The sequence below is a fragment of the Pseudomonas sp. BP8 genome, from assembly GCF_017875955.1.
In the GTDB taxonomy this organism is placed as follows: domain Bacteria; phylum Pseudomonadota; class Gammaproteobacteria; order Pseudomonadales; family Pseudomonadaceae; genus Aquipseudomonas.
Map to the genome: position 1 here is coordinate 347,759 of NZ_JAGINK010000001.1, position 25,995 is coordinate 373,753.

The 25,995-nt window shown below is 59.5% G+C and carries 1 protein-coding gene (running past one end of the window); it reads right to left on the reverse strand.

Annotation, left to right across the window (positions count from 1 at the left end; genetic code table 11):
- Window positions 1–25,995, reverse strand: partial view of an immunoglobulin-like domain-containing protein gene (locus J3B00_RS01560; RefSeq protein ID WP_209875178.1) — the 3' portion only. 1,029 nt of this gene lie beyond the right edge of the window; only the last 25,995 of its 27,024 coding nucleotides appear in the window; its start codon lies beyond the right edge, outside the window; the stop codon is at window positions 1–3.

A 25,995-nucleotide genomic window follows, 5' to 3' on the forward strand; every position in this document is an offset into this window, starting at 1 on the left:
TCAGCTGTTGTTGTTGTCGATCTTGATCAACGGATCGGCACCGCTGATCAACGAGTTGATCGTGCTGCTCGACCAGTTGTTGCCCTGCAGGGTGATGGTGGTATCCACGTGGTTGGCACCGTCCTGCACGTTGAGCTTGCCATCGCTGCTGATCTGCAAGACCGTTTCACCCTGGACGGTGATCATCTTCAGGTAGTTGTCGATGGTGCTGCCCTTCTCGTTCTGCAGCAGGTCGCTCAGGTCGATACGGTCACCTTCGGAGGCCTTGAAGTCGGTGATCACATCGTTGCCGGTGTGGCCCGCTTTCCAGATGAAGGTGTCGGCGCCGCTGCCGCCGGTCAGGGTGTCGTTGCCCTTGCCGCCGGTCAGGTAGTCGTTACCGGCACCGCCGAAGATGATGTCGTTGCCGGCGCTGCCCAGCAGCGTATCGTTACCCTCGGTCCAGGCTGGCGTCATTGCCGAAGTTGCACCCGGGCCAGTGGCGGTAAGCGTTACGTACAGGTGGGCCGTGTCGGTATCGCCGTCAGGTTGGGTCAGCTTGTAGTCGAACTGATCTACATGGCCTGCACCATTCTTGTCGGCCACCGGCGCGTAGGTGTACGAACCGTCCTTGCTGATCGTCAGGCTGCCATATTGGCCAGTAACGGTCGTCCCGCCGATCGGTACCTCTACCCATGCGCCATTGACCTTGACCGACAGCGTCGAGGTTTCGCCATTGGTGCCCAACGAGTCGTTGGTGGTTACCGAACCGGTTATCGGCGAGGCAGACCACTCAATCGTCGGAGCACCTGGAACCGTCACTTTGAAGTCATCGAAGCTGACCGACGCATTGCCGGTGTACCAGTTGGAGGTATCGTCGTGAACACTCAGGAGCACGCGATACTGGCTACCCGCTTCCAACACCCCCGTTGTAATCGTGGAGGAGCCGTTGGCAATCGCGCCCCCACCTGCAACCGACCAGTTGGTACCGTTGGTGCTCTTGTACAGCGTCCAGTTGGCCGTATCTCGCTCGCTTGAGAACCAGTAGTTCACGGTAGACAGCGAAGCGCTGGCAGTGAACGAAAGGGTTTCGCCGCCAACTGCGGTGTAGATCGGCGTGAGCATACCCGCATCGCCGGAGCTTTCGCCGTTGCGGTCAGTCAATACCAATGTTGGGTTGTTAGCCGAACTGACCCCGGCATCCGCGGTAGTGCCCACCAGCGAGGTCACCTGCCAGCGGCCCGACTTGTCCGACAGATCGAGAGAGTCCCGATCCAGCGGGTTCTGGAACTTCCACGCGTTCGCCTCATTGCTGGAGAAGGTCGCCAGCATTACATCTGTAGGGGCGCCCATGACGGACTTGGACGTCAGCGTGGCAGTGACATCATCATTCTTCGCGATCGGGTCGCTACGGTCATTGACCGTCAGCGTCAGGGTCGACGATGCCGTCACGCCATTCGTGTCTCTGACCGTGAACTTGACCACAGCCGATACCGAGCTAGCCGTATCGAAGTCGTCCTTGCCCGAGAACGAGTAGCTTCCGTCACCTTTGACAACCAGCTTGCCGACATCGCCCAGATTGATGGTCTTGATGTCAGAGGCGCTGGTGAACACCGTGGTCACGCCATTGAACTCGACCGATTTCAGCTTCCAGCCGTCGGCTGCCCAACCCGCGGTGCCGCTGGTCGCGTTGGAGGTAAGGTCACCCGACACGGTGCTCCCGGTCACGGTTCCAACCAGCGCTTGAGTCAGTGCATCGACCGAGGTATCGACTGCCAGCACGTGATCGTCGGCATTGCCTTTGGTGATCTGATCGACGGTTTCGCCTTGCTTCCAGCCGATAGGCTCAAGGTAATCCTTGTCCTTGGTGCTCAGGCCGCCAAAGCCTACGGCATAGGAGTCATCGAACCCCTTGTCCTTGAGGAAGTTGGTCCATGTCGTTTCGTTGGCCGAGTGTTTGTTGGTCGGCACACCGTCAGACATGAAGATACTGACCAGCTTGCTACCGCCCGGTGGAGGTGCCTGGTAGCTGCTGGCCACCTTGGCCAGCGCATCGTCGTAGTGGGTATTGCCCCGCGCCTGAAGCGACTTGATCGCGTCGTAGGCGTCGTCCAGATTGGTGTACCAGCCGCCGTTTACGCCCGAGGAGTGGAAGGTGGTGGTGTCTGAGAACGAGACAATGAACACCGCATGCACAGTCTCGGAGTCGAACAGTTTCTTGACTGCATCCTTGAGCATGTCCATGCGCGAGCTGTAGCCACCAGGACCATCCGGGTCGCTACCGCCGTTGCCGTTACCGGCAGGCCCCATGCTGCCCGAACGGTCGAGGACCAGCACCACATCGGCTTTGCCGGCTGCGCCGCTTTCCAGGATGGTGGCAGTGTCGCCGCCCGCAATGACCGGGCCACGGTCGTTGTCGACGATGGTGCCGGTAGCACTTTTCTGGGCGCTGATGGCCAAGTCTTCGAAGACACCATTGGTGTCGACCACTTGTTTGATCGTGGCAATCGACGTCTCGTTGTCTTCGATCCGGGTGTCGTCGATCGTTTTCACGGTAAAGGTGGCGTTGTTCGACCCGCCCGAGATGGTAACGGTGGTGGGACGAGTGCCGTCGAAGTCATTGCTCGAAGCGGTACCGCTCCATTCCAGGTTCACGGCCACCGATTTGCCGGCTGGCACGGACACCAGGTTGCCAGACTTGTCCACCAACTCGACTTTGTAGGTCAGGTTGCCGCCTTCGATGACGGAGCTGGTACCGACCATGCTGATCTTGGCGTAGACCGTATCGATGGTGTCTTTGATGTTGACGCTGGCAGCGTCGCCAATCACCAGGTTCTCGAAGGTCTTGCCAACGACGGTTGCGCTCTGGATACCGACCACCAGGGTGCCGGCGTCCTTGAACGGATCATCACCCTGCGCAGGCGCCTGATACAGGTACTCGGTCGATCCTGCGGCAATGACCACAGTGTCGCCATTGTTCAGCTTGACGGTCAGCGCCTGGTCGAGTTTTTCGCTCAGCTTGATCAGGAAGCCCGGCTTCTCGTTCTCGAAGACGTCGCCCTGGCCGACGATGGTGAGGGTGAACTTGTCACCCGTGTTGCCGATGACATTGCCGGTACCACTGCCCGCCTCGTCGGCCACGGCAGTTCTCACTTCGGTGCGGTCCAGGTTGAGGCTTTCGAACTCGCCACCGCCGTCAACCGTCACGATCTGCTTGGAGATCGTAGCCTGACCGCCCATGAATACGTCATCCGGCGCGTTGATGGTGGCCACACCACTGGCCTCACCAGCCTTGATGGTCACAAGCGTGCCGTCGGTCAGGGTGAAGGTCAGACCGTTGTGGCCAGTAACCGACAGCGCTGGATCCGCGCTCACCAGCGTCACGGTGTAGGTGATCGGGCCACCCTCAATGACGCTGTTGGTGTTCACGGTCAGCTTGGCGGTCACCAAGCTGGCGGTATCGGTGACTTCAACCGACGCCGGGGCACCGATCTGCAGGTTCTCGAACTGCTTGTTGGCCACTTCAGCCTTGTCGATGCTGACGACGAGCTTGCCTGCGTCGTTGAAGACGTCTTCGCCCTGTGCTTTCGCGGTGTAGACCTTGCTGGTCTCGCCGGCGGCGAACACCACCGTGTCGCCGGTGCTCAGGGTAACGGTCAGCGGTTTGTCCAGCTTCTCGTTCAAGGTGATGGTGAAGGTCGGCTTGGTCGCTTCGTTGACCGAGGCCTGGTCGGCGGTGATGGTGACCTTGACCAAATCGCCCTGGTTGCCGGTGCCAGGCGTGCCCGAGCCGGTTTCGTCGCTGACGGTGGTCGAGGTGCTGCCTTGGGTGATGAGGTTTTCGAACTCTTCACCGCCAGTGACGCTGACGATCGATTTGACGATCGCTGGCTGACCACCGAGGTAGACATCGTCAGCGGCTTTGACAATGACCGTGCCGCTGGATTTGCCGGCTTCGATGAACAGGGTGGTACCACCGCCGAGGTCGAAGGTCAGGCCTTTGTGGTCTTTGACGCTCAGGTTGTCCTGGTTGCTCAGGGTCACGGTGTAGGTGATCGAGCCGCCTTCGGTGACGCTGGTTTTGTCGGCAGTCAGGGTCGCTTTGACGATGTCGATGGTATCGGTGATTTCAACCGACGCCGGGGCACCAATCTCGAGATTCTCGAACTGCTTGTTGGCCACTTCAGCCTTGTCGATGCTGACGACGAGCTTGCCTGCGTCGTTGAAGACGTCTTCGCCCTGTGCTTTCGCGGTGTAGACCTTGCTGGTCTCGCCGGCGGCGAACACCACGGTGTCGCCGGTGCTCAGGGTAACGGTCAGCGGTTTGTCCAGCTTCTCGTTCAAGGTGATGGTGAAGGTCGGCTTGGTCGCTTCGTTGACCGAGGCCTGGTCGGCGGTGATGGTGACCTTGACCAAATCGCCCTGGTTGCCGGTGCCAGGCGTGCCCGAGCCGGTTTCGTCGCTGACGGTGGTCGAGGTGCTGCCTTGGGTGATCAGGTTCTCGAACACCTCACCGCCGGTGACGCTGACGATCGATTTGACGATCGCTGGCTGACCACCGAGGTAGACGTCGTCAGCGGCTTTGACGATGACCGTGCCGCTGGATTTGCCGGCTTCGATGAACAGGGTGGTACCACCGCCGAGGTCGAAGGTCAGGCCTTTGTGGTCTTTGACGCTCAGGTTGTCCTGGTTGCTCAGGGTCACGGTGTAGGTGATCGAGCCGCCTTCGGTGACGCTGGTTTTATCGGCAGTCAGGGTCGCTTTGACGATGTCGATGGTATCGGTGACTTCCACCGACGCCGGGGCACCGATCTGCAGGTTCTCGAACTGCTCGCCCGCCACTTCAGCTTTCTCGATACCGACGGTGATCTTGCCAGCGTCCTTGAAGACGTCGTCGCCTTGGGCCTTCGCCTCGAACGACTTGGTGACCTCACCCGCAGCGAACTGCAGCACAGTGCCGTTATCCAGGGTTACGGTCAGCGGCTTGTCCAGTGCCTTGTTCAGAGTCACGGTGAACGACGGTTGGGTCGCTTCGTCGACCGAAGTCTGGTCAGCAGTGATGGTGACCTTGACCAGGTCACCTTCGTTGCTGCCGCCCGGATTGCCAGGAGTGCCCGGCTCATCGCTGACGGTGGTTTGGACTTTGGTGCCGTCCAGTTCGAGCTTCTCGAACTGTTCAGTACCCTTGCCTTCGACTTTGACCAGTTCCTGAGTGATGGTCACTGGATCGTTGACGTAGACGTTGTCCGGTGCAGTGACGGTCTTCGAACCGGTGGACTCACCGGCCTTCACGGTCACGACGGTGCCGTCAGTCAGGGTGAAGGTCAGGCCTTTGTGGTCGGTGACCGACAACTTCGGATCAGCGCTCACCAGAGTTACGGTGTAGGTGATCTTGCCGCCTTCGCTGACGGCGGTGTTATCAACAGAAAGCTGGGCAGTAACCAGGCTGTCGGTATCCGTCACGGCAACCGAAGCAGGCGTGCTGAGCTGCAGGTTCTCGAACTGCTCGCCCGCCACTTCAGCTTTCTCGATGCCGACGGTGATCTTGCCAGCGTCCTTGAAGACGTCGTCGCCTTGGGCCTTCGCCTCGAACGACTTGGTGATCTCGCCCGCAGCGAACTGCAGCACAGTGCCGTTATCCAGAGTTACGGTCAGCGGCTTGTCCAGTGCCTTGTTCAGGGTCACGGTGAACGACGGTTGGGTCGCTTCGTCGACCGAAGTCTGGTCAGCAGTGATGGTGACCTTGACCAGGTCACCTTCGTTGCTGCCGCCCGGATTGCCAGGAGTGCCCGGCTCATCGCTGACGGTGGTTTGGACTTTGGTGCCGTCCAGTTCGAGCTTCTCGAACTGTTCAGTACCCTTGCCTTCGACTTTGACCAGTTCCTGAGTGATGGTCACTGGATCGTTGACGTAGACGTTGTCCGGTGCAGTGACGGTCTTCGAACCGGTGGACTCACCGGCCTTCACGGTCACGACGGTGCCGTCAGTCAGGGTGAAGGTCAGGCCTTTGTGGTCGGTGACCGACAGTTTTGGATCAGCGCTGACCAAGGTGACGGTGTAGGTGATCTTGCCGCCTTCGCTGACGGCGGTGTTATCAACAGAAAGCTGGGCAGTAACCAGGCTGTCGGTATCCGTCACGACAACCGAAGCAGGCGTGCTGATCTGCAGGTTCTCGAACTGCTCGCCCGCCACTTCAGCTTTCTCGATGCCGACGGTGATCTTGCCAGCGTCCTTGAAGACGTCGTCGCCCTGGGCTTTCGCCTCGAACGACTTGGTGATCTCACCCGCAGCGAACTGCAGCACAGTGCCGTTATCCAGGGTTACGGTCAGCGGCTTGTCCAGCGCCTTGTTCAAGGTCACGGTGAACGACGGCTGAGTCGCTTCGTCGACCGAGGTCTGGTCGGCGGTGATGGTGACCTTGATCAGGTCGCCTTGGCCGTTAGGCTCGTCGGAAACAACGGTCGACACCTTCTCGGTGCCCAGTTCGAGCTTCTCGAACTGCTCGGTGCCTTGGCCTTCAACCTTGACCAGTTCCTGAGTGATGGTCACTGGATCGTTGACGTAGACATTGTCCGGGGCGGTAACAGTCTTCGAACCGGTGGACTCACCGGCCTTCACGGTCACGACGGTGCCGTCAGTCAGGGTGAAGGTCAGGCCTTTGTGGTCGGTGACCGACAGTTTCGGATCTGCACTCACCAGGGTCACGGTGTACGTGATCTTGCCGCCTTCAGATACAGCAGTGTTATCCACAGAAAGCTGGGCAGTAACCAAGCTATCGGTGTCCGTCACGGCAACCGAAGCAGGCGTGCCGATCTGCAGATTTTCGAACTGCTCGCCCGCTACTTCAGCCTTGTCGATACCGACGGTGATCTTGCCAGCGTCTTTGAAGACGTCATCGCCTTGGGCCTTCGCCTCGAACGACTTGGTGACCTCACCCGCAGCGAACTGCAGAACAGTGCCGTTATCCAGGGTCACGGTCAGCGGCTTGTCCAGTGCCTTGTTGAGGGTCACGGTGAACGACGGCTGGGTCGCTTCGTCGACCGAAGTCTGGTCAGCAGTGATGGTGACCTTGACCAGGTCACCTTCGTTGCTGCCGCCCGGATTGCCAGGAGTGCCCGGCTCATCGCTGACGGTGGTTTGGACTTTGGTGCCGTCCAGTTCGAGCTTCTCGAACTGTTCAGTACCCTTGCCTTCGACTTTGACCAGTTCCTGAGTGATGGTCACTGGATCGTTGACGTAGACGTTGTCCGGTGCAGTGACGGTCTTCGAACCGGTGGACTCACCGGCCTTCACGGTCACGACGGTGCCGTCAGTCAGGGTGAAGGTCAGGCCTTTGTGGTCGGTGACCGACAACTTCGGATCAGCGCTCACCAGAGTTACGGTGTAGGTGATCTTGCCGCCTTCGCTGACGGCGGTGTTATCAACAGAAAGCTGGGCAGTAACCAGGCTGTCGGTATCCGTCACGGCAACCGAAGCAGGCGTGCTGATCTGCAGGTTCTCGAACTGCTCGCCCGCCACTTCAGCTTTCTCGATGCCGACGGTGATCTTGCCAGCGTCCTTGAAGACGTCGTCGCCTTGGGCCTTCGCCTCGAACGACTTGGTGATCTCGCCCGCAGCGAACTGCAGCACAGTGCCGTTATCCAGAGTTACGGTCAGCGGCTTGTCCAGTGCCTTGTTCAGGGTCACGGTGAACGACGGTTGGGTCGCTTCGTCGACCGAGGCCTGGTCGGCGGTGATGGTGACCTTGATCAGGTCGCCTTCGTTGCTGCCGCCCGGATTGCCAGGAGTGCCCGGCTCATCGCTGACGGTGGTTTGGACTTTGGTGGTGTCCAGCTCGAGCTTCTCGAACTGTTCAGTGCCCTTGCCTTCAACCTTGACCAGCTCTTGCGTGATGGTCACGGGGTCGTTGACGTAGACGTTGTCTGGCGCGGTAACGGTCTTCGAGCCAGTCGACTCGCCAGCCTTCACGGTCACGACGGTGCCGTCAGTCAGGGTGAAGGTCAGGCCTTTGTGGTCGGTGACCGACAATTTCGGATCAGCACTCACCAGAGTGACGGTGTAGGTGATCTTGCCGCCTTCGTTGACTGCGGTGCTGTCTACCGAGAGCTGGGCAGTGACCAGGCTGTCGGTGTCCGTCACGGCAACCGAAGCAGGCGTGCTGATCTGCAGGTTTTCGAACTGCTCGCCCGCCACTTCAGCTTTCTCGATACCGACGGTGATCTTGCCAGCGTCTTTGAAGACGTCGTCGCCTTGGGCCTTCGCCTCGAACGACTTGGTGACCTCACCCGCAGCGAACTGCAGAACAGTGCCGTTATCCAGGGTTACGGTCAGCGGCTTGTCCAGTGCCTTGTTCAGAGTCACGGTGAACGACGGCTGGGTCGCTTCGTCGACCGAGGTCTGGTCGGCGGTGATGGTGACCTTGATCAGGTCGCCTTGGCCGTTAGGCTCGTCGGAAACAACGGTCGACACCTTCTCGGTGCCCAGTTCGAGCTTCTCGAACTGCTCGGTGCCTTGGCCTTCAACCTTGACCAGTTCCTGAGTGATGGTCACTGGATCGTTGACGTAGACATTGTCCGGGGCGGTAACAGTCTTCGAACCGGTGGACTCACCGGCCTTCACGGTCACGACGGTGCCGTCAGTCAGGGTGAAGGTCAGGCCTTTGTGGTCGGTGACCGACAGTTTCGGATCTGCACTCACCAGGGTCACGGTGTACGTGATCTTGCCGCCTTCAGATACAGCAGTGTTATCCACAGAAAGCTGGGCAGTAACCAAGCTATCGGTGTCCGTCACGGCAACCGAAGCAGGCGTGCCGATCTGCAGATTTTCGAACTGCTCGCCCGCTACTTCAGCCTTGTCGATACCGACGGTGATCTTGCCAGCGTCTTTGAAGACGTCATCGCCTTGGGCCTTCGCCTCGAACGACTTGGTGACCTCACCCGCAGCGAACTGCAGAACAGTGCCGTTATCCAGGGTCACGGTCAGCGGCTTGTCCAGTGCCTTGTTGAGGGTCACGGTGAACGACGGCTGGGTCGCTTCGTCGACCGAAGTCTGGTCAGCAGTGATGGTGACCTTGACCAGGTCACCTTCGTTGCTGCCGCCCGGATTGCCAGGAGTGCCCGGCTCATCGCTGACGGTGGTTTGGACTTTGGTGCCGTCCAGCTCGAGCTTCTCGAACTGTTCGGTGCCCTTGCCCTCAACCTTGACCAGCTCTTGCGTGATGGTCACCGGGTCGTTGACGTAGACGTTGTCCGGTGCGGTGACGGTCTTCGAACCGGTCGACTCGCCCGCTTTCACGGTCACGACGGTGCCGTCAGTCAGGGTGAAGGTCAGGCCTTTGTGGTCGGTGACCGACAGTTTTGGATCAGCGCTGACCAAGGTGACGGTGTAGGTGATCTTGCCGCCTTCGCTGACGGCGGTGTTATCAACAGAAAGCTGGGCAGTAACCAGGCTGTCGGTATCCGTCACGACAACCGAAGCAGGCGTGCTGATCTGCAGGTTCTCGAACTGCTCGCCCGCCACTTCAGCTTTCTCGATGCCGACGGTGATCTTGCCAGCGTCTTTGAAGACGTCATCGCCTTGGGCCTTCGCCTCGAACGACTTGGTGACCTCACCCGCAGCGAACTGCAGAACAGTGCCGTTATCCAGGGTTACGGTCAGCGGCTTGTCCAGTGCCTTGTTCAAGGTCACGGTGAACGACGGCTGGGTCGCTTCGTCGACCGAGGTCTGGTCGGCGGTGATGGTGACCTTGATCAGATCGCCTTCGTTGCTGCCGCCTGGGTTGCCAGGAGTGCCCGGCTCATCGCTGACGGTGGTTTGGACTTTGGTGGTGTCCAGTTCGAGCTTCTCGAACTGTTCAGTGCCCTTGCCTTCGACTTTGACCAGTTCCTGAGTGATGGTCACTGGATCGTTGACGTAGACGTTGTCTGGCGCGGTAACAGTCTTCGAGCCAGTCGATTCGCCAGCCTTGACGGTCACAACGGTGCCGTCAGTCAGAGTGAAGGTCAGGCCTTTGTGGTCGGTGACCGACAGTTTCGGATCGGCGCTGACCAAGGTGACGGTGTAGGTGATCTTGCCGCCTTCGCTGACTGCGGTGCTGTCTACCGAGAGCTGGGCAGTGACCAGGCTGTCGGTGTCCGTCACGGCAACCGAAGCAGGCGTGCTGATCTGCAGGTTTTCGAACTGCTCGCCCGCCACTTCAGCTTTCTCGATACCGACGGTGATCTTGCCAGCGTCTTTGAAGACGTCGTCGCCTTGGGCCTTCGCCTCGAACGACTTGGTGACCTCACCCGCAGCGAACTGCAGAACAGTGCCGTTATCCAGGGTTACGGTCAGCGGCTTGTCCAGCGCCTTGTTCAAGGTCACGGTGAACGACGGCTGGGTCGCTTCGTCGACCGAGGTCTGGTCGGCGGTGATGGTGACCTTGATCAGATCGCCTTCGTTGCTGCCGCCTGGATTGCCAGGAGTGCCCGGCTCATCGCTGACGGTGGTTTGGACTTTGGTGCCGTCCAGCTCGAGCTTCTCGAACTGTTCGGTGCCCTTGCCTTCAACCTTGACCAGTTCCTGAGTGATGGTCACTGGATCGTTGACGTAGACGTTGTCCGGAGCGGTAACGGTCTTCGAGCCCGTCGACTCGCCAGCCTTGACGGTTACAACAGTGCCGTCGGTCAGGGTGAAGGTCAGGCCTTTGTGGTCGGTAACCGACAACTTCGGATCAGCACTCACCAGAGTTACGGTGTAAGTGATCTTGCCGCCTTCGCTGACTGCGGTGTTATCCACAGAAAGCTGGGCAGTAACCAAGCTGTCAGTGTCGGTGACCGCAACAGTGGCGCCCTTGCCGATCTGCAGGTTCTCCAGCTGCTCGCCAATGACCTCGGCCTTGTCGATGCTGACGCTGATCTTCCCGGCGTCCTTGAAGACGTCATCGCCCTGTGCAGCGGCGGCGTAGCCAACGCTGGTAGTACCGGCAGCGATAACCACGACAGCGCCAGTGCTCAGTGTGATGCTCAGATCCTTATCCAGCGCCTTGTTCAGGTGCAGGGTAAAGGTCGGCTCTGTGGCTTCGTTGACCGAAGTCTGGTCTGCGGTGATGGTGACCTTGACCAGATCGCCTTCGTTGCTGCCGCCTGGGTTGCCAGGAGTACCCGGCTCGTCCGTAACGGTGGTTTGGACCTTGGTGGTGTCCAGCTCGAGCTTCTCGAACTGTTCAGTCCCTTTGCCTTCGACCTTGACCAGTTCCTGAGTGATGGTCGCTGGATCGTTGACGTAGACGTTGTCCGGAGCGGTAACGGTCTTCGAGCCAGTCGACTCACCGGCCTTCACGGTCACAACGGTGCCGTCAGTCAGAGTGAAGGTCAGACCTTTGTGGTCGGTGACCGACAGCTTCGGATCAGCGCTCACCAGAGTTACGGTGTAGGTGATCTTGCCGCCTTCGCTGACTGCGGTGTTGTCTACCGAGAGCTGAGCCGTGACCAGGCTGTCAGTGTCGGTGACCGCAACAGTGGCGCCCTTACCGATCTGCAGGTTCTCGAGCTGCTCGCCAATGACTTCAGCCTTGTCGATGCTGACCGTGGTCTTGCCAGCATCCTTGAAGACGTCATCGCCCTGTGCAGGTGCGGCGTAGGCAAGGCTGGTAGTACCGGCAGCGATAACCACGACAGCACCAGTGCTCAGGGTGATGCTCAGATCCTTATCCAGCGCCTTGTTCAGGTGCAGGGTGAAGGTCGGTTCTGTGGCTTCGTTGACCGAGGTCTGGTCAGCGGTGATGGTGACCTTGACCAGGTCGCCTTCGTTGCTGCCGCCTGGGTTGCCAGGAGTACCCGGCTCGTCCGTAACGGTGGTTTGGACCTTGGTGGTGTCCAGCTCGAGCTTCTCGAACTGTTCAGTCCCTTTGCCTTCGACCTTGACCAGTTCCTGAGTGATGGTCACTGGATCGTTGACGTAGACGTTGTCCGGAGCGGTAACGGTCTTCGAGCCAGTCGACTCACCGGCCTTCACGGTCACAACGGTGCCGTCAGTCAGAGTGAAGGTCAGGCCTTTGTGGTCGGTGACCGACAGCTTCGGATCAGCGCTCACCAGGGTGACGGTGTAGGTGATCTTGCCGCCTTCGCTGACTGCGGTGTTGTCTACCGAGAGCTGAGCCGTGACCAGGCTGTCAGTGTCGGTGACCGCAACAGTGGCGCCCTTACCGATCTGCAGGTTCTCGAGCTGCTCGCCAATGACTTCAGCCTTGTCGATGCTGACCGTGGTCTTGCCAGCATCCTTGAAGACGTCATCGCCCTGTGCAGGTGCGGCGTAGGCAAGGCTGGTAGTACCGGCAGCGATAACCACGACAGCACCAGTGCTCAGGGTGATGCTCAGATCCTTATCCAGCGCCTTGTTCAGGTGCAGGGTGAAGGTCGGTTCTGTGGCTTCGTTGACCGAGGTCTGGTCAGCGGTGATGGTGACCTTGACCAGGTCGCCTTCGTTGCTGCCGCCTGGGTTGCCAGGAGTACCCGGCTCGTCCGTAACGGTGGTTTGGACCTTGGTGGTGTCCAGCTCGAGCTTCTCGAACTGTTCAGTCCCTTTGCCTTCGACCTTGACCAGTTCCTGAGTGATGGTCACTGGATCGTTGACGTAGACGTTGTCCGGAGCGGTAACGGTCTTCGAGCCAGTCGACTCACCGGCCTTCACGGTCACAACGGTGCCGTCAGTCAGAGTGAAGGTCAGGCCTTTGTGGTCGGTGACCGACAGCTTCGGATCAGCGCTCACCAGGGTGACGGTGTAGGTGATCTTGCCGCCTTCGCTGACTGCGGTGTTATCCACAGAGAGCTGGGCAGTAACCAGGCTGTCAGTGTCGGTGACCGCCACAGTGGCGCCCTTACCGATCTGCAGGTTCTCCAGCTGCTCGCCAATGACCTCGGCCTTGTCGATGCTGACGCTGATCTTCCCGGCGTCCTTGAAGACGTCGTCGCCTTGGGCAGGTGCGGCGTAGCCAACGCTGGTAGTACCGGCAGCGATGACAACGACAGCGCCGGTGCTCAGGGTAATGCTCAGATCTTTATCCAGCGCCTTGTTCAAGTGCAGGGTAAAGGTCGGCTCTGTGGCTTCGTTGACCGAGGTCTGGTCAGCGGTGATGGTGACCTTGACCAGATCGCCTTCGTTGCTGCCGCCTGGATTGCCAGGAGTGCCCGGCTCATCGCTGACTGTGGTTTGGACTTTGGTGCCGTCCAGTTCGAGCTTCTCGAACTGCTCGGTACCTTTGCCTTCGACTTTGACCAGCTCTTGCGTGATGGTCACCGGATCGTTGACGTAGACGTTGTCTGGCGCGGTAACAGTCTTCGAACCGGTGGACTCACCGGCCTTCACGGTCACTACAGTGCCGTCGGTAAGGGTGAAGGTCAGACCTTTATGGTCGGTAACCGACAGTTTCGGATCAGCGCTCACGAGGGTGACGGTGTAAGTGATCTTGCCGCCTTCGCTGACTGCGGTGTTATCCACAGAGAGCTGGGCAGTAACCAGGCTGTCAGTGTCGGTGACCGCCACAGTGGCGCCCTTACCGATCTGCAGGTTCTCCAGCTGCTCGCCAATGACCTCGGCCTTGTCGATGCTGACGCTGATCTTCCCGGCGTCCTTGAAGACGTCGTCGCCTTGGGCAGGTGCGGCGTAGCCAACGCTGGTAGTACCGGCAGCGATGACAACGACAGCGCCGGTGCTCAGGGTAATGCTCAGATCTTTATCCAGCGCCTTGTTCAGGTGCAGGGTAAAGGTCGGCTCTGTGGCTTCGTTGACCGAGGTCTGGTCAGCGGTGATGGTGACCTTGACCAGATCGCCTTCGTTGCCAGGAGTGCCCGGCTCATCGCTGACGGTGGTCTGGACTTTGGTGGTGTCCAGTTCGAGCTTCTCGAACTGTTCAGTGCCTTTGCCTTCGACTTTGACCAGCTCTTGCGTGATGGTCACCGGATCGTTGACGTAGACGTTGTCCGGCGCGGTAACAGTCTTCGATCCAGTCGACTCACCGGCCTTCACGGTCACAACGGTGCCGTCAGTCAGAGTGAAGGTCAGGCCTTTGTGGTCGGTGACCGACAGCTTCGGATCAGCGCTCACCAGGGTGACGGTGTAGGTGATCTTGCCGCCTTCAGATACCGCAGTGTTATCCACAGAGAGCTGGGCAGTGACCAAGCTGTCGGTATCGGTGACGGTGACCGACGCCGGTTTGCCGATCTGCAGGTTCTCCAGCTGCTCGCCAATGACTTCAGCCTTGTCGATGCTCACTGTGGTCTTGCCAGCATCTTTGAAGACGTCGTCGCCCTGTGCAGGGGCGGCGTAGCCAACGCTAGTAGTACCGGCAGCGATAACCACGACAGCACCGGTGCTCAGGGTGATGCTCAGGTCTTTATCCAGCGCCTTGTTCAGGTGCAGGGTGAAGGTCGGCTCTGTGGCTTCGTTGACCGAAGTCTGGTCAGCGGTGATGGTGACCTTGACCAGATCGCCTTCGTTGCTACCGCCTGGGTTGCCAGGAGTGCCCGGCTCGTCAGTAACGGTGGTCTCGACCTTGGTGGTGTCCAGTTCGAGCTTCTCGAACTGCTCGGTACCTTTGCCTTCGACTTTGACCAGCTCTTGCGTGATGGTCACCGGATCGTTGACGTAGACGTTGTCCGGCGCGGTTACGGTCTTCGAACCGGTGGACTCACCAGCCTTCACGGTCACGACGGTGCCGTCGGTCAGGGTGAAGGTCAGACCTTTGTGGTCGGTGACCGAAAGCTTCGGATCAGCGCTCACCAGGGTCACGGTGTAGGTGATCTTGCCGCCTTCAGATACCGCTGTGTTATCCACAGAGAGCTGGGCAGTGACCAGGCTGTCGGTATCGGTGACGGTGACCGACGCTGGTTTACCGATCTGCAGGTTTTCGAACTGCTCGCCCGCCACTTCAGCCTTGTCGATGCCGACGGTGATTTTGCCAGCGTCTTTGAAGACGTCATCGCCTTGGGCTTTCGCCTCGAACGACTTGGTAATCTCACCCGCGGCGAACTGCAGCACAGTGCCGTTATCCAGAGTTACGGTCAGCGGCTTGTCCAGCGCCTTGTTCAAGGTCACGGTGAACGACGGCTGAGTCGCTTCGTCGACCGAGGTCTGGTCGGCGGTGATAGTGACCTTGACCAGGTCGCCTTCGTTGCCAGGAGTGCCCGGCTCATCGCTGACTGTGGTTTGGACTTTGGTGCCGTCCAGTTCGAGCTTCTCGAACTGCTCGGTACCTTTGCCTTCGACTTTGACCAGCTCTTGCGTGATGGTCACCGGATCGTTGACGTAGACGTTGTCCGGCGCGGTTACGGTCTTCGAACCGGTCGATTCGCCAGCCTTCACGGTCACTACAGTGCCGTCGGTAAGGGTGAAGGTCAGACCTTTATGGTCGGTAACCGACAGTTTCGGATCAGCGCTCACCAGGGTGACGGTGTAAGTGATCTTGCCGCCTTCGCTGACTGCGGTGTTATCCACAGAGAGCTGGGCAGTAACCAGGCTGTCAGTGTCGGTGACCGCCACAGTGGCGCCCTTACCGATCTGCAGGTTCTCCAGCTGCTCACCAATGACCTCGGCCTTGTCGATGCTGACGCTGATCTTCCCGGCGTCCTTGAAGACGTCGTCGCCTTGGGCAGGTGCGGCGTAGCCAACGCTGGTAGTACCGGCAGCGATAACCACGACAGCGCCAGTGCTCAGTGTGATGCTCAGATCCTTATCCAGCGCCTTGTTCAGGTGCAGGGTGAAGGTCGGTTCTGTGGCTTCGTTGACCGAGGTCTGGTCAGCGGTGATGGTGACCTTGACCAGGTCGCCTTCGTTGCTGCCGCCTGGGTTGCCAGGAGTACCCGGCTCGTCCGTAACGGTGGTTTGGACCTTGGTGGTGTCCAGCTCGAGCTTCTCGAACTGTTCAGTCCCTTTGCCTTCGACCTTGACCAGTTCCTGAGTGATGGTCACTGGATCGTTGACGTAGACGTTGTCTGGCGCGGTAACGGTCTTCGAACCGGTCGACTCACCGGCCTTCACGGTCACAACGGTGCCGTCAGTCAGAGTGAAGGTCAGGCCTTTGTGGTCGGTGACCGACAGCTTCGGATCAGCGCTCACCAGGGTGACGGTGTAGGTGATCTTGCCGCCTTCGCTGACTGCGGTGTTATCCACAGAGAGCTGGGCAGTAACCAGGCTGTCAGTGTCGGTGACCGCCACAGTGGCGCCCTTATCGATCTGCAGGTTCTCCAGCTGCTCGCCAATGACCTCGGCCTTGTCGATGCTGACGCTGATCTTCCCGGCGTCCTTGAAGACGTCGTCGCCTTGGGCAGGTGCGGCGTAGCCAACGCTGGTAGTACCGGCAGCGATGACAACGACAGCGCCGGTGCTCAGGGTAATGCTCAGATCTTTATCCAGCGCCTTGTTCAAGTGCAGGGTAAAGGTCGGCTCTGTGGCTTCGTTGACCGAGGTCTGGTCAGCGGTGATGGTGACCTTGACCAGATCGCCTTCGTTGCTGCCGCCTGGATTGCCAGGAGTGCCCGGCTCATCGCTGACTGTGGTTTGGACTTTGGTGCCGTCCAGTTCGAGCTTCTCGAACTGCTCGGTACCTTTGCCTTCGACTTTGACCAGCTCTTGCGTGATGGTCACCGGATCGTTGACGTAGACGTTGTCTGGCGCGGTAACAGTCTTCGAACCGGTGGACTCACCGGCCTTCACGGTCACTACAGTGCCGTCGGTAAGGGTGAAGGTCAGACCTTTATGGTCGGTAACCGACAGTTTCGGATCAGCGCTCACGAGGGTGACGGTGTAAGTGATCTTGCCGCCTTCGCTGACTGCGGTGTTATCCACAGAGAGCTGGGCAGTAACCAGGCTGTCAGTGTCGGTGACCGCCACAGTGGCGCCCTTACCGATCTGCAGGTTCTCCAGCTGCTCGCCAATGACCTCGGCCTTGTCGATGCTGACGCTGATCTTCCCGGCGTCCTTGAAGACGTCGTCGCCTTGGGCAGGTGCGGCGTAGCCAACGCTGGTAGTACCGGCAGCGATGACAACGACAGCGCCGGTGCTCAGGGTAATGCTCAGATCTTTATCCAGCGCCTTGTTCAGGTGCAGGGTAAAGGTCGGCTCTGTGGCTTCGTTGACCGAGGTCTGGTCAGCGGTGATGGTGACCTTGACCAGATCGCCTTCGTTGCTGCCGCCTGGATTGCCAGGAGTGCCCGGCTCATCGCTGACTGTGGTTTGGACTTTGGTGCCGTCCAGTTCGAGCTTCTCGAACTGTTCAGTGCCCTTGCCTTCGACTTTGACCAGTTCCTGAGTGATGGTCACTGGATCGTTGACGTAGACGTTGTCCGGTGCGGTGACGGTCTTCGAGCCGGTGGACTCACCAGCCTTCACGGTCACGACGGTGCCGTCGGTCAGGGTGAAGGTCAGACCTTTGTGGTCGGTGACCGACAGCTTCGGATCAGCGCTCACCAGTGTGACGGTGTAGGTGATCTTGCCGCCTTCAGATACCGCAGTGTTATCCACAGAGAGCTGGGCAGTGACCAAGCTGTCGGTATCGGTGACGGTGACCGACGCCGGTTTGCCGATCTGCAGGTTCTCCAGCTGCTCGCCAATGACTTCAGCCTTGTCGATGCTCACTGTGGTCTTGCCAGCATCTTTGAAGACGTCGTCGCCCTGTGCAGGGGCGGCGTAGCCAACGCTAGTAGTACCGGCAGCGATAACCACGACAGCACCGGTGCTCAGGGTGATGCTCAGGTCTTTATCCAGCGCCTTGTTCAGGTGCAGGGTGAAGGTCGGCTCTGTGGCTTCGTTGACCGAAGTCTGGTCAGCGGTGATGGTGACCTTGACCAGATCGCCTTCGTTGCTACCGCCTGGGTTGCCAGGAGTGCCCGGCTCGTCAGTAACGGTGGTCTCGACCTTGGTGGTGTCCAGTTCGAGCTTCTCGAACTGCTCGGTACCTTTGCCTTCGACTTTGACCAGCTCTTGCGTGATGGTCACCGGATCGTTGACGTAGACGTTGTCCGGCGCGGTTACGGTCTTCGAACCGGTCGATTCGCCAGCCTTCACGGTCACTACAGTGCCGTCGGTAAGGGTGAAGGTCAGACCTTTATGGTCGGTAACCGACAGTTTCGGATCAGCGCTCACCAGGGTCACGGTGTAGGTGATCTTGCCGCCTTCAGATACCGCAGTGTTATCCACAGAGAGCTGGGCAGTGACCAGGCTGTCGGTATCGGTGACGGTGACCGACGCTGGTTTACCGATCTGCAGGTTTTCGAACTGCTCGCCCGCCACTTCAGCCTTGTCGATGCCGACGGTGATTTTGCCAGCGTCTTTGAAGACGTCATCGCCTTGGGCTTTCGCCTCGAACGACTTGGTAATCTCACCCGCGGCGAACTGCAGCACAGTGCCGTTATCCAGAGTTACGGTCAGCGGCTTGTCCAGCGCCTTGTTCAAGGTCACGGTGAACGACGGCTGAGTCGCTTCGTCGACCGAGGTCTGGTCGGCGGTGATAGTGACCTTGACCAGGTCGCCTTCGTTGCCAGGAGTACCCGGTTCATCAGAAACGGTGGTCTCGACCTTGGTGGTGTCCAGCTCTAGCTTCTCGAACTGTTCAGTGCCCTTGCCTTCAACCTTGACCAGTTCCTGAGTGATGGTCACTGGATCGTTGACGTAGACGTTGTCCGGAGCGGTAACGGTCTTCGAGCCAGTCGACTCGCCAGCCTTGACGGTTACAACAGTGCCGTCAGTCAGGGTAAAGGTCAGGCCCTTGTGGTCGGTGACCGACAGCTTCGGATCAGCGCTCACCAGGGTCACGGTGTAGGTGATCTTGCCGCCTTCAGATACCGCAGTGTTATCCACAGAGAGCTGGGCAGTAACCAAGCTATCAGTGTCGGTGACCGCCACAGTAGCGCCCTTACCGATCTGCAGGTTCTCGAGCTGCTCGCCAATGACCTCGGCCTTGTCGATGCTGACCGTGGTCTTGCCAGCATCCTTGAAGACGTCGTCGCCCTGTGCAGGTGCGGCGTAACCAACGCTGGTAGTACCGGCAGCGATAACCACGACAGCGCCAGTGCTCAGGGTGATGCTCAGATCCTTATCCAGCGCCTTGTTCAGGTGCAGGGTAAAGGTCGGCTCTGTGGCTTCGTTGACCGAGGTCTGGTCAGCGGTGATGGTGACCTTCACCAGATCGCCTTCGTTGCCAGGAGTGCCCGGCTCATCGCTGACGGTGGTTTGGACTTTGGTGCCGTCCAGCTCGAGCTTCTCGAACTGTTCGGTGCCCTTGCCTTCAACCTTGACCAGTTCCTGAGTGATGGTCACTGGATCGTTGACGTAGACGTTGTCCGGAGCGGTAACGGTCTTCGAGCCCGTCGACTCGCCAGCCTTGACGGTTACAACAGTGCCGTCGGTCAGGGTGAAGGTCAGGCCTTTGTGGTCGGTAACCGACAACTTCGGATCAGCACTCACCAGAGTTACGGTGTAAGTGATCTTGCCGCCTTCGCTGACTGCGGTGTTATCCACAGAAAGCTGGGCAGTAACCAAGCTGTCAGTGTCGGTGACCGCAACAGTGGCGCCCTTGCCGATCTGCAAGTTCTCGAGCTGCTCGCCAATGACCTCGGCCTTGTCGATGCTGACGCTGATCTTCCCGGCGTCCTTGAAGACGTCATCGCCCTGTGCAGCGGCGGCGTAGCCAACGCTGGTAGTACCGGCAGCGATAACCACGACAGCGCCAGTGCTCAGGGTGATGCTCAGATCCTTATCCAGCGCCTTGTTCAGGTGCAGGGTAAAGGTCGGTTCTGTGGCTTCGTTGACCGAAGTCTGGTCAGCGGTGATGGTGACCTTGACCAGATCGCCTTCGTTGCTACCGCCTGGGTTGCCAGGAGTGCCCGGCTCGTCAGTAACGGTGGTCTCGACCTTGGTGGTGTCCAGTTCGAGCTTCTCGAACTGTTCAGTGCCCTTGCCTTCAACCTTGACCAGCTCCTGAGTGATGGTCACTGGATCGTTGACGTAGACGTTGTCTGGCGCGGTAACGGTCTTCGAGCCAGTCGACTCGCCAGCCTTGACGGTTACAACGGTGCCGTCAGTCAGGGTAAAGGTAAGACCTTTGTGGTCGGTGACCGACAGTTTTGGATCAGCGCTCACCAGGGTCACGGTGTAGGTGATCTTGCCGCCTTCGCTGACTGCGGTGTTGTCTACCGAGAGCTGAGCCGTGACCAGGCTGTCAGTGTCGGTGACCGCAACAGTGGCGCCCTTGCCGATCTGCAGGTTCTCCAGCTGCTCGCCAATGACTTCAGCCTTGTCGATGCTGACGCTGATCTTCCCGGCGTCCTTGAAGACGTCATCGCCCTGTGCAGCGGCGGCGTAGCCAACGCTGGTAGTACCGGCAGCGATAACCACGACAGCGCCAGTGCTCAGGGTGATGCTCAGATCCTTATCCAGCGCCTTGTTCAGGTGCAGGGTGAAGGTCGGCTCTGTGGCTTCGTTGACCGAAGTCTGGTCAGCGGTGATGGTGACCTTGACCAGGTCGCCTTCGTTGCCAGGAGTGCCCGGCTCATCGCTGACGGTGGTCTGGACTTTGGTGGTGTCCAGTTCGAGCTTCTCGAACTGCTCGGTACCCTTGCCTTCGACTTTGACCAGCTCTTGCGTGATGGTCACCGGATCGTTGACGTAGACGTTGTCTGGCGCGGTAACTGTCTTCGAACCGGTGGACTCACCGGCCTTCACGGTCACTACAGTGCCGTCGGTTAGGGTGAAGGTCAGGCCTTTGTGGTCGGTAACCGACAACTTCGGATCAGCACTCACCAGAGTTACGGTGTAAGTGATCTTGCCGCCTTCGCTGACTGCGGTGTTATCCACAGAGAGCTGGGCAGTCACCAGGCTGTCGGTATCGGTGACCGCAACAGTGGCGCCCTTGCCGATCTGCAGGTTCTCAAACTGCTCGCCAATGACCTCGGCCTTGTCGATGCTGACCGTGGTCTTGCCAGCATCCTTGAAGACGTCGTCGCCCTGTGCAGGTGCGGCGTAGCCAACGCTAGTAGTACCGGCAGCGATAACCACGACAGCGCCAGTGCTCAGGGTGATGCTCAGATCCTTATCCAGCGCCTTGTTCAGGTGCAGGGTGAAGGTCGGTTCTGTGGCTTCGTTGACCGAAGTCTGGTCGGCGGTGATAGTGACCTTGACCAGGTCGCCTTCGTTGCTACCGCCCGGGTTGCCAGGCGTGCCCGACTCATCAGTAACGGCGGTCGAAGTGGTACCGACAAAGATCAGGTTCTCGAACACCTCGCTGCCAGTGACGCTGACGATCGACTTGTCGATCGAAGGCTGGCCGCCAACATAGACATCGTCGGCTGCAGTCACAATGACAGTACCGCTGGCTTTGCCCGCTTCGATCACCAAGGTGGTGCCACCACCGAGGTTGAAGGTCAGGCCGCCGTGCTGGGTAACGTCCAGGCCGTCCTTGCTCGTCAGGGTCACGGTATAGGTGACCGAGCCGCCTTCGGCGACGGTGGTCTTGTCGGCGGTCAAGGTCGCCACGACATCATTGATGCTGTCGGCGATCTCGACGGTGGCGTCGCTACCCAGGGTCAGATTCTCGAACTGCTTGCCTTCGACTGTGGCGTCAGTGACGCTCAAAGTCAGGGAAGTCGGGTCCTTGAATACGTCATCTTTGCCCAGATCAACCTTGTAGACGTACTCGGTCTGGCCGGCAGCAATCGTGACGGTTTCGTTGTTCGACAGGGTGACAGTCAACGGACGGTCCAGAACCTGGTTCACCTTGATGGTGAACGAAGCCTGCTGGTCTTCAGTGACGTTGCCGTTGCTGACGATGCTGACGTGCACGTTGTCGCCGCCGTTGTCGGCGCCTGGCGTGCCCGAACCTGGCTCGTCAGTCACGGTGGTGCTGACCGAACCCTTGGTGATCAGGTTCTCGAAGACATCGCCACCCGTAACGGTGACGCCTTCGATCGACTTGACCAGGGTCGGCTGACCGCCCTGATAGACATCATCCGCAGGCGTAACGGTCACAGTGCCAGTCGATTCACCGGCCTTGATGACCAAGGTGGTGCCACCGCCCAGGTTGAAGGTCAGACCGCCATGAGCGTTGACATCCAGGCCATCTTTGCTGGTCAGGGTGACGGTGTAGGTGACCGAGCCGCCTTCGGCGACGGTGGTCTTGTCGGCGGTCAAGGTCGCCACGACATCATTGATGCTGTCGGCGATGTCGACGGTGGCGCTGCCGCCCAGGGTCAGGTTCTCGAACGCCTTGTCTTCGACGGTGGCGTCGGTGACGCTCAGGGTCAGGGAAGTCGGGTCATTGAACACGTCGTCCTTGCCCAGATCAACCTTGTAGACGTACTCGGTCTGGCCGGCAGCGATCGTGACGGTTTCGTTGTTCGACAGGGTGACAGTCAACGGACGGTCCAGAACCTGGCTCACCTTGATGGTGAACGAAGCCTGCTGGTCTTCGGTGACGTTGCCATTGCTGACGATGCTGACGTGAATGTTGTCGCCGCCGTTAGCGGTGCCTGGAGTACCCGGATTACCTGGGGTGCCTGGCTCATCAGTAACGGTGGTAGAAGTAGTGCCCGCAGTAACCAGGTTCTCGAACACTTCGCCGCCAGCGACGCTGACGATCGATTTGTCGATCGAAGGCTGGCCGCCAACATAGGCGTCGTCAGCCGCGGTCACGATCGCAGTACCACTGGCCTTGCCCGCTTCGATCACCAGGGTGGTACCACCACCGAGGTTGAAGGTCAGGCCGGTGTGCTGAGTAACGTCCAGGCCGTCCTTGCTGGTCAGGGTCACGGTATAGGTGACTTGACCGCCTTCGGCTACGGTGGACTTGTCGGCGGTCAGGGTCGCAACCACATCGTTGATGGTGTCAGCGATCTCGACGGTAGCGCTGCCACCAAAGGTCAGATTCTCGAAGGTCTCGCCCGTAACGGAGGCGTCGGTGATGCTAAGCGTCAGCGAACCTGCGTCCTTGATGACATCGTCACCTTGGGCTGGAGCCTTGTACTCAACCTCGGTCTGGCCCGCCGCGATGGTGACGGTTTCGCCATTCGACAGGGTCACGGTCAACGGACGGTCCAGCGCTTGGCTCACTTTGACAGTGAACGATGGCTGCTGGTCTTCAGTGACATTGCCATTGCTGACGAGGGTGACATTGACGTTATCACCCTGGTTGTCGGTACCTGGAGTGCCTGAACCAGGCTCGTCGGTGACAGTCGTGGTGACGGTTGTGCCGTCCAGCGTCAGCTGCTCGAAGGTATCAGCACCGCTGACACTTTCCAGCTTGTTGCTGATCGCAGCCTGGCCGCCGACGAATACGTCGTCATTCGCGGTGACGATGGCTGTGCCACTAGCGCTGTTGGCCGGGACCGTGACTTTTGTACCGTCGCTCAAGGTGAAGGTCAGTGCACCGTGGTCTGTAACAGACAGACCTTGGGCGTTGGTCAGGGTCACGGTGTAGGTGACTTGCCCGCCTTCGGCCACGGTGGACTTGTCGGCAGTCAGGGTTGCAACGACCTCACTGACAGTGTCAGTGATCTCAACCGTTGCACTTGAGCCCAGCACCAGTTGTTCGAATGTCTGCCCTTCAACCGAGGCATCGGTCACGCTCAAGGTCAAGGAACCAGCGTCCTTGATGACGTCATCGCCTTGGGCTGGCGTCTTGTATTCAACTTCGGTCTGGCCCGCCGCGATCGTGACGGTTTCGCCATTCGACAGGGTAACGGTCAGCGGACGATCCAGCACCTGGCTCACTTTTACGGTGAACGAAGGCTGCTGGTCTTCGGTGACATTGCCATTGCTGACGATGCTGACAGTAACGGCATCGATACTGTCGTTGATCACCGTCGAGGCCGGGGTAGGGTTGGCTTCGAGGTTTTCGAAGTTGCCGCCGGTTGCGTCAGTGATCGTGGTGCTGACAGTCGAGCCGTTGTTGTAGACGTCGTTTACCGGCGTCTGGAAATCGATGCTGCCTTGCGTGTTGCCCGCTTCAACAGTGATGGTCTGGCCGTTGGACAGGGTCACGGTCACTGGAGTCTGGGCAGGGTTGCTCAGGGTCACGGTGTAGGTGATCACGCCGCCTTCGGTGACCGAAGGGTTGGCGGTCAGCGTGGCCGTGGTGGTGTCGAGCGAATCGTTGATCGCGGTCTGGGCCGGGGTCGGGTTGGCTTCGAGGTTTTCGAAGTTGCCGCCGGTTGCGTCAGTGATCGTGGTGCTGACAGTCGAGCCGTTGTTGTAGACGTCGTTTACCGGCGTCTGGAAGTCGATGCTGCCTTGCGTGTTGCCCGCTTCAACGGTGATGGTCTGGCCGTTGGACAGGGTCACGGTTACCGGCGTCTGGGCAGGGTTGCTCAGGGTGACGGTGTAGGTAATCACGCCGCCTTCGGTGACCGATGGATTCGCGGTCAGCGTTGCGGTAGTGGTGTCGAGCGAATCGTTGATCGCGGTCTGCGCCGGGGTCGGGTTGGCTTCGAGGTTTTCGAAGTTGCCGCCGGTTGCGTCAGTGATCGTCGTAGTGACAGTCGAGCCGTTGTTGTAGACGTCGTTCACCGGCGTCTGGAAATCGATGCTGCCTTGCGTGTTGCCTGCTTCAACGGTGATGGTTTGGCCGTTGGACAGAGTCACGGTTACCGGGGTCTGAGCAGGGTTGCTCAGGGTGACGGTGTAGGTGATCACGCCGCCTTCGGTGACCGATGGATTCGCGGTCAGCGTGGCGGTGGTGGTGTCGAGCGAGTCATTGATCGCGGTCTGCGCCGGGGTCGGGTTGGCTTCGAGGTTTTCGAAGTTACCGCCGGTAGCGTCAGTGATCGTGGTAGTGACAGTCGAACCGTTGTTGTAGACGTCGTTCGCCGGCGTCTGGAAATCGATGCTGCCTTGCGTGTTGCCTGCTTCAACGGTGATGGTCTGGCCGTTGGACAGGGTCACGGTCACCGGCGTCTGGGCAGGGTTGCTCAGGGTTACGGTGTAGGTGATCACGCCGCCTTCGGTGACCGAAGGGTTGGCGGTCAGCGTGGCCGTGGTGGTGTCGAGCGAATCATTGATCGCGGTCTGCGCCGGGGTCGGGTTGGCTTCGAGGTTCTCGAAGTTGCCACCGGTCGCGTCAGTGATCGTGGTAGTGACAGTCGAGCCGTTGTTGTAGACGTCGTTTACCGGCGTCTGGAAATCGATGCTGCCTTGCGTGTTGCCCGCTTCAACGGTGATGGTCTGGCCGTTGGACAGGGTCACGGTTACCGGCGTCTGGGCAGGGTTGCTCAGAGTGACGGTGTAGGTGATCACGCCGCCTTCGGTGACCGAAGGATTGGCGGTCAGCGTGGCGGTGGTGGTGTCGAGCGAATCGTTGATCGCGGTCTGGGCCGGGGTCGGGTTGGCTTCGAGATTCTCAAAGTTGCCGCCGGTAGCGTCAGTGATCGTCGTAGTGACAGTCGAGCCGTTGTTGTAGACGTCGTTCACCGGCGTCTGGAAATCGATGCTGCCTTGCGTGTTGCCCGCTTCAACGGTGATGGTTTGGCCGTTGGACAGAGTCACGGTTACCGGGGTCTGAGCAGGGTTGCTCAGGGTGACGGTGTAGGTGATCACGCCGCCTTCGGTGACCGATGGATTCGCGGTCAGCGTGGCGGTGGTGGTGTCGAGCGAGTCATTGATCGCGGTCTGCGCCGGGGTCGGGTTGGCTTCGAGGTTTTCGAAGTTACCGCCGGTAGCGTCAGTGATCGTGGTAGTGACAGTCGAACCGTTGTTGTAGACGTCGTTCGCCGGCGTCTGGAAGTCGATGCTGCCTTGCGTGTTCCCCGCTTCAACGGTGATGGTCTGACCGTTGGACAGGGTCACGGTCACCGGGGTCTGGGCAGGGTTGCTCAGGGTCACGGTGTAGGTGATGACGCCGCCTTCGGTGACCGAAGGGTTGGCGGTCAGCGTGGCCGTGGTGGTGTCGAGCGAATCGTTGATCGCGGTCTGGGCCGGGGTCGGGTTGGCTTCGAGATTCTCAAAGTTGCCGCCGGTTGCGTCAGTGATCGTCGTGCTGACGGTCGAGCCGTTGTT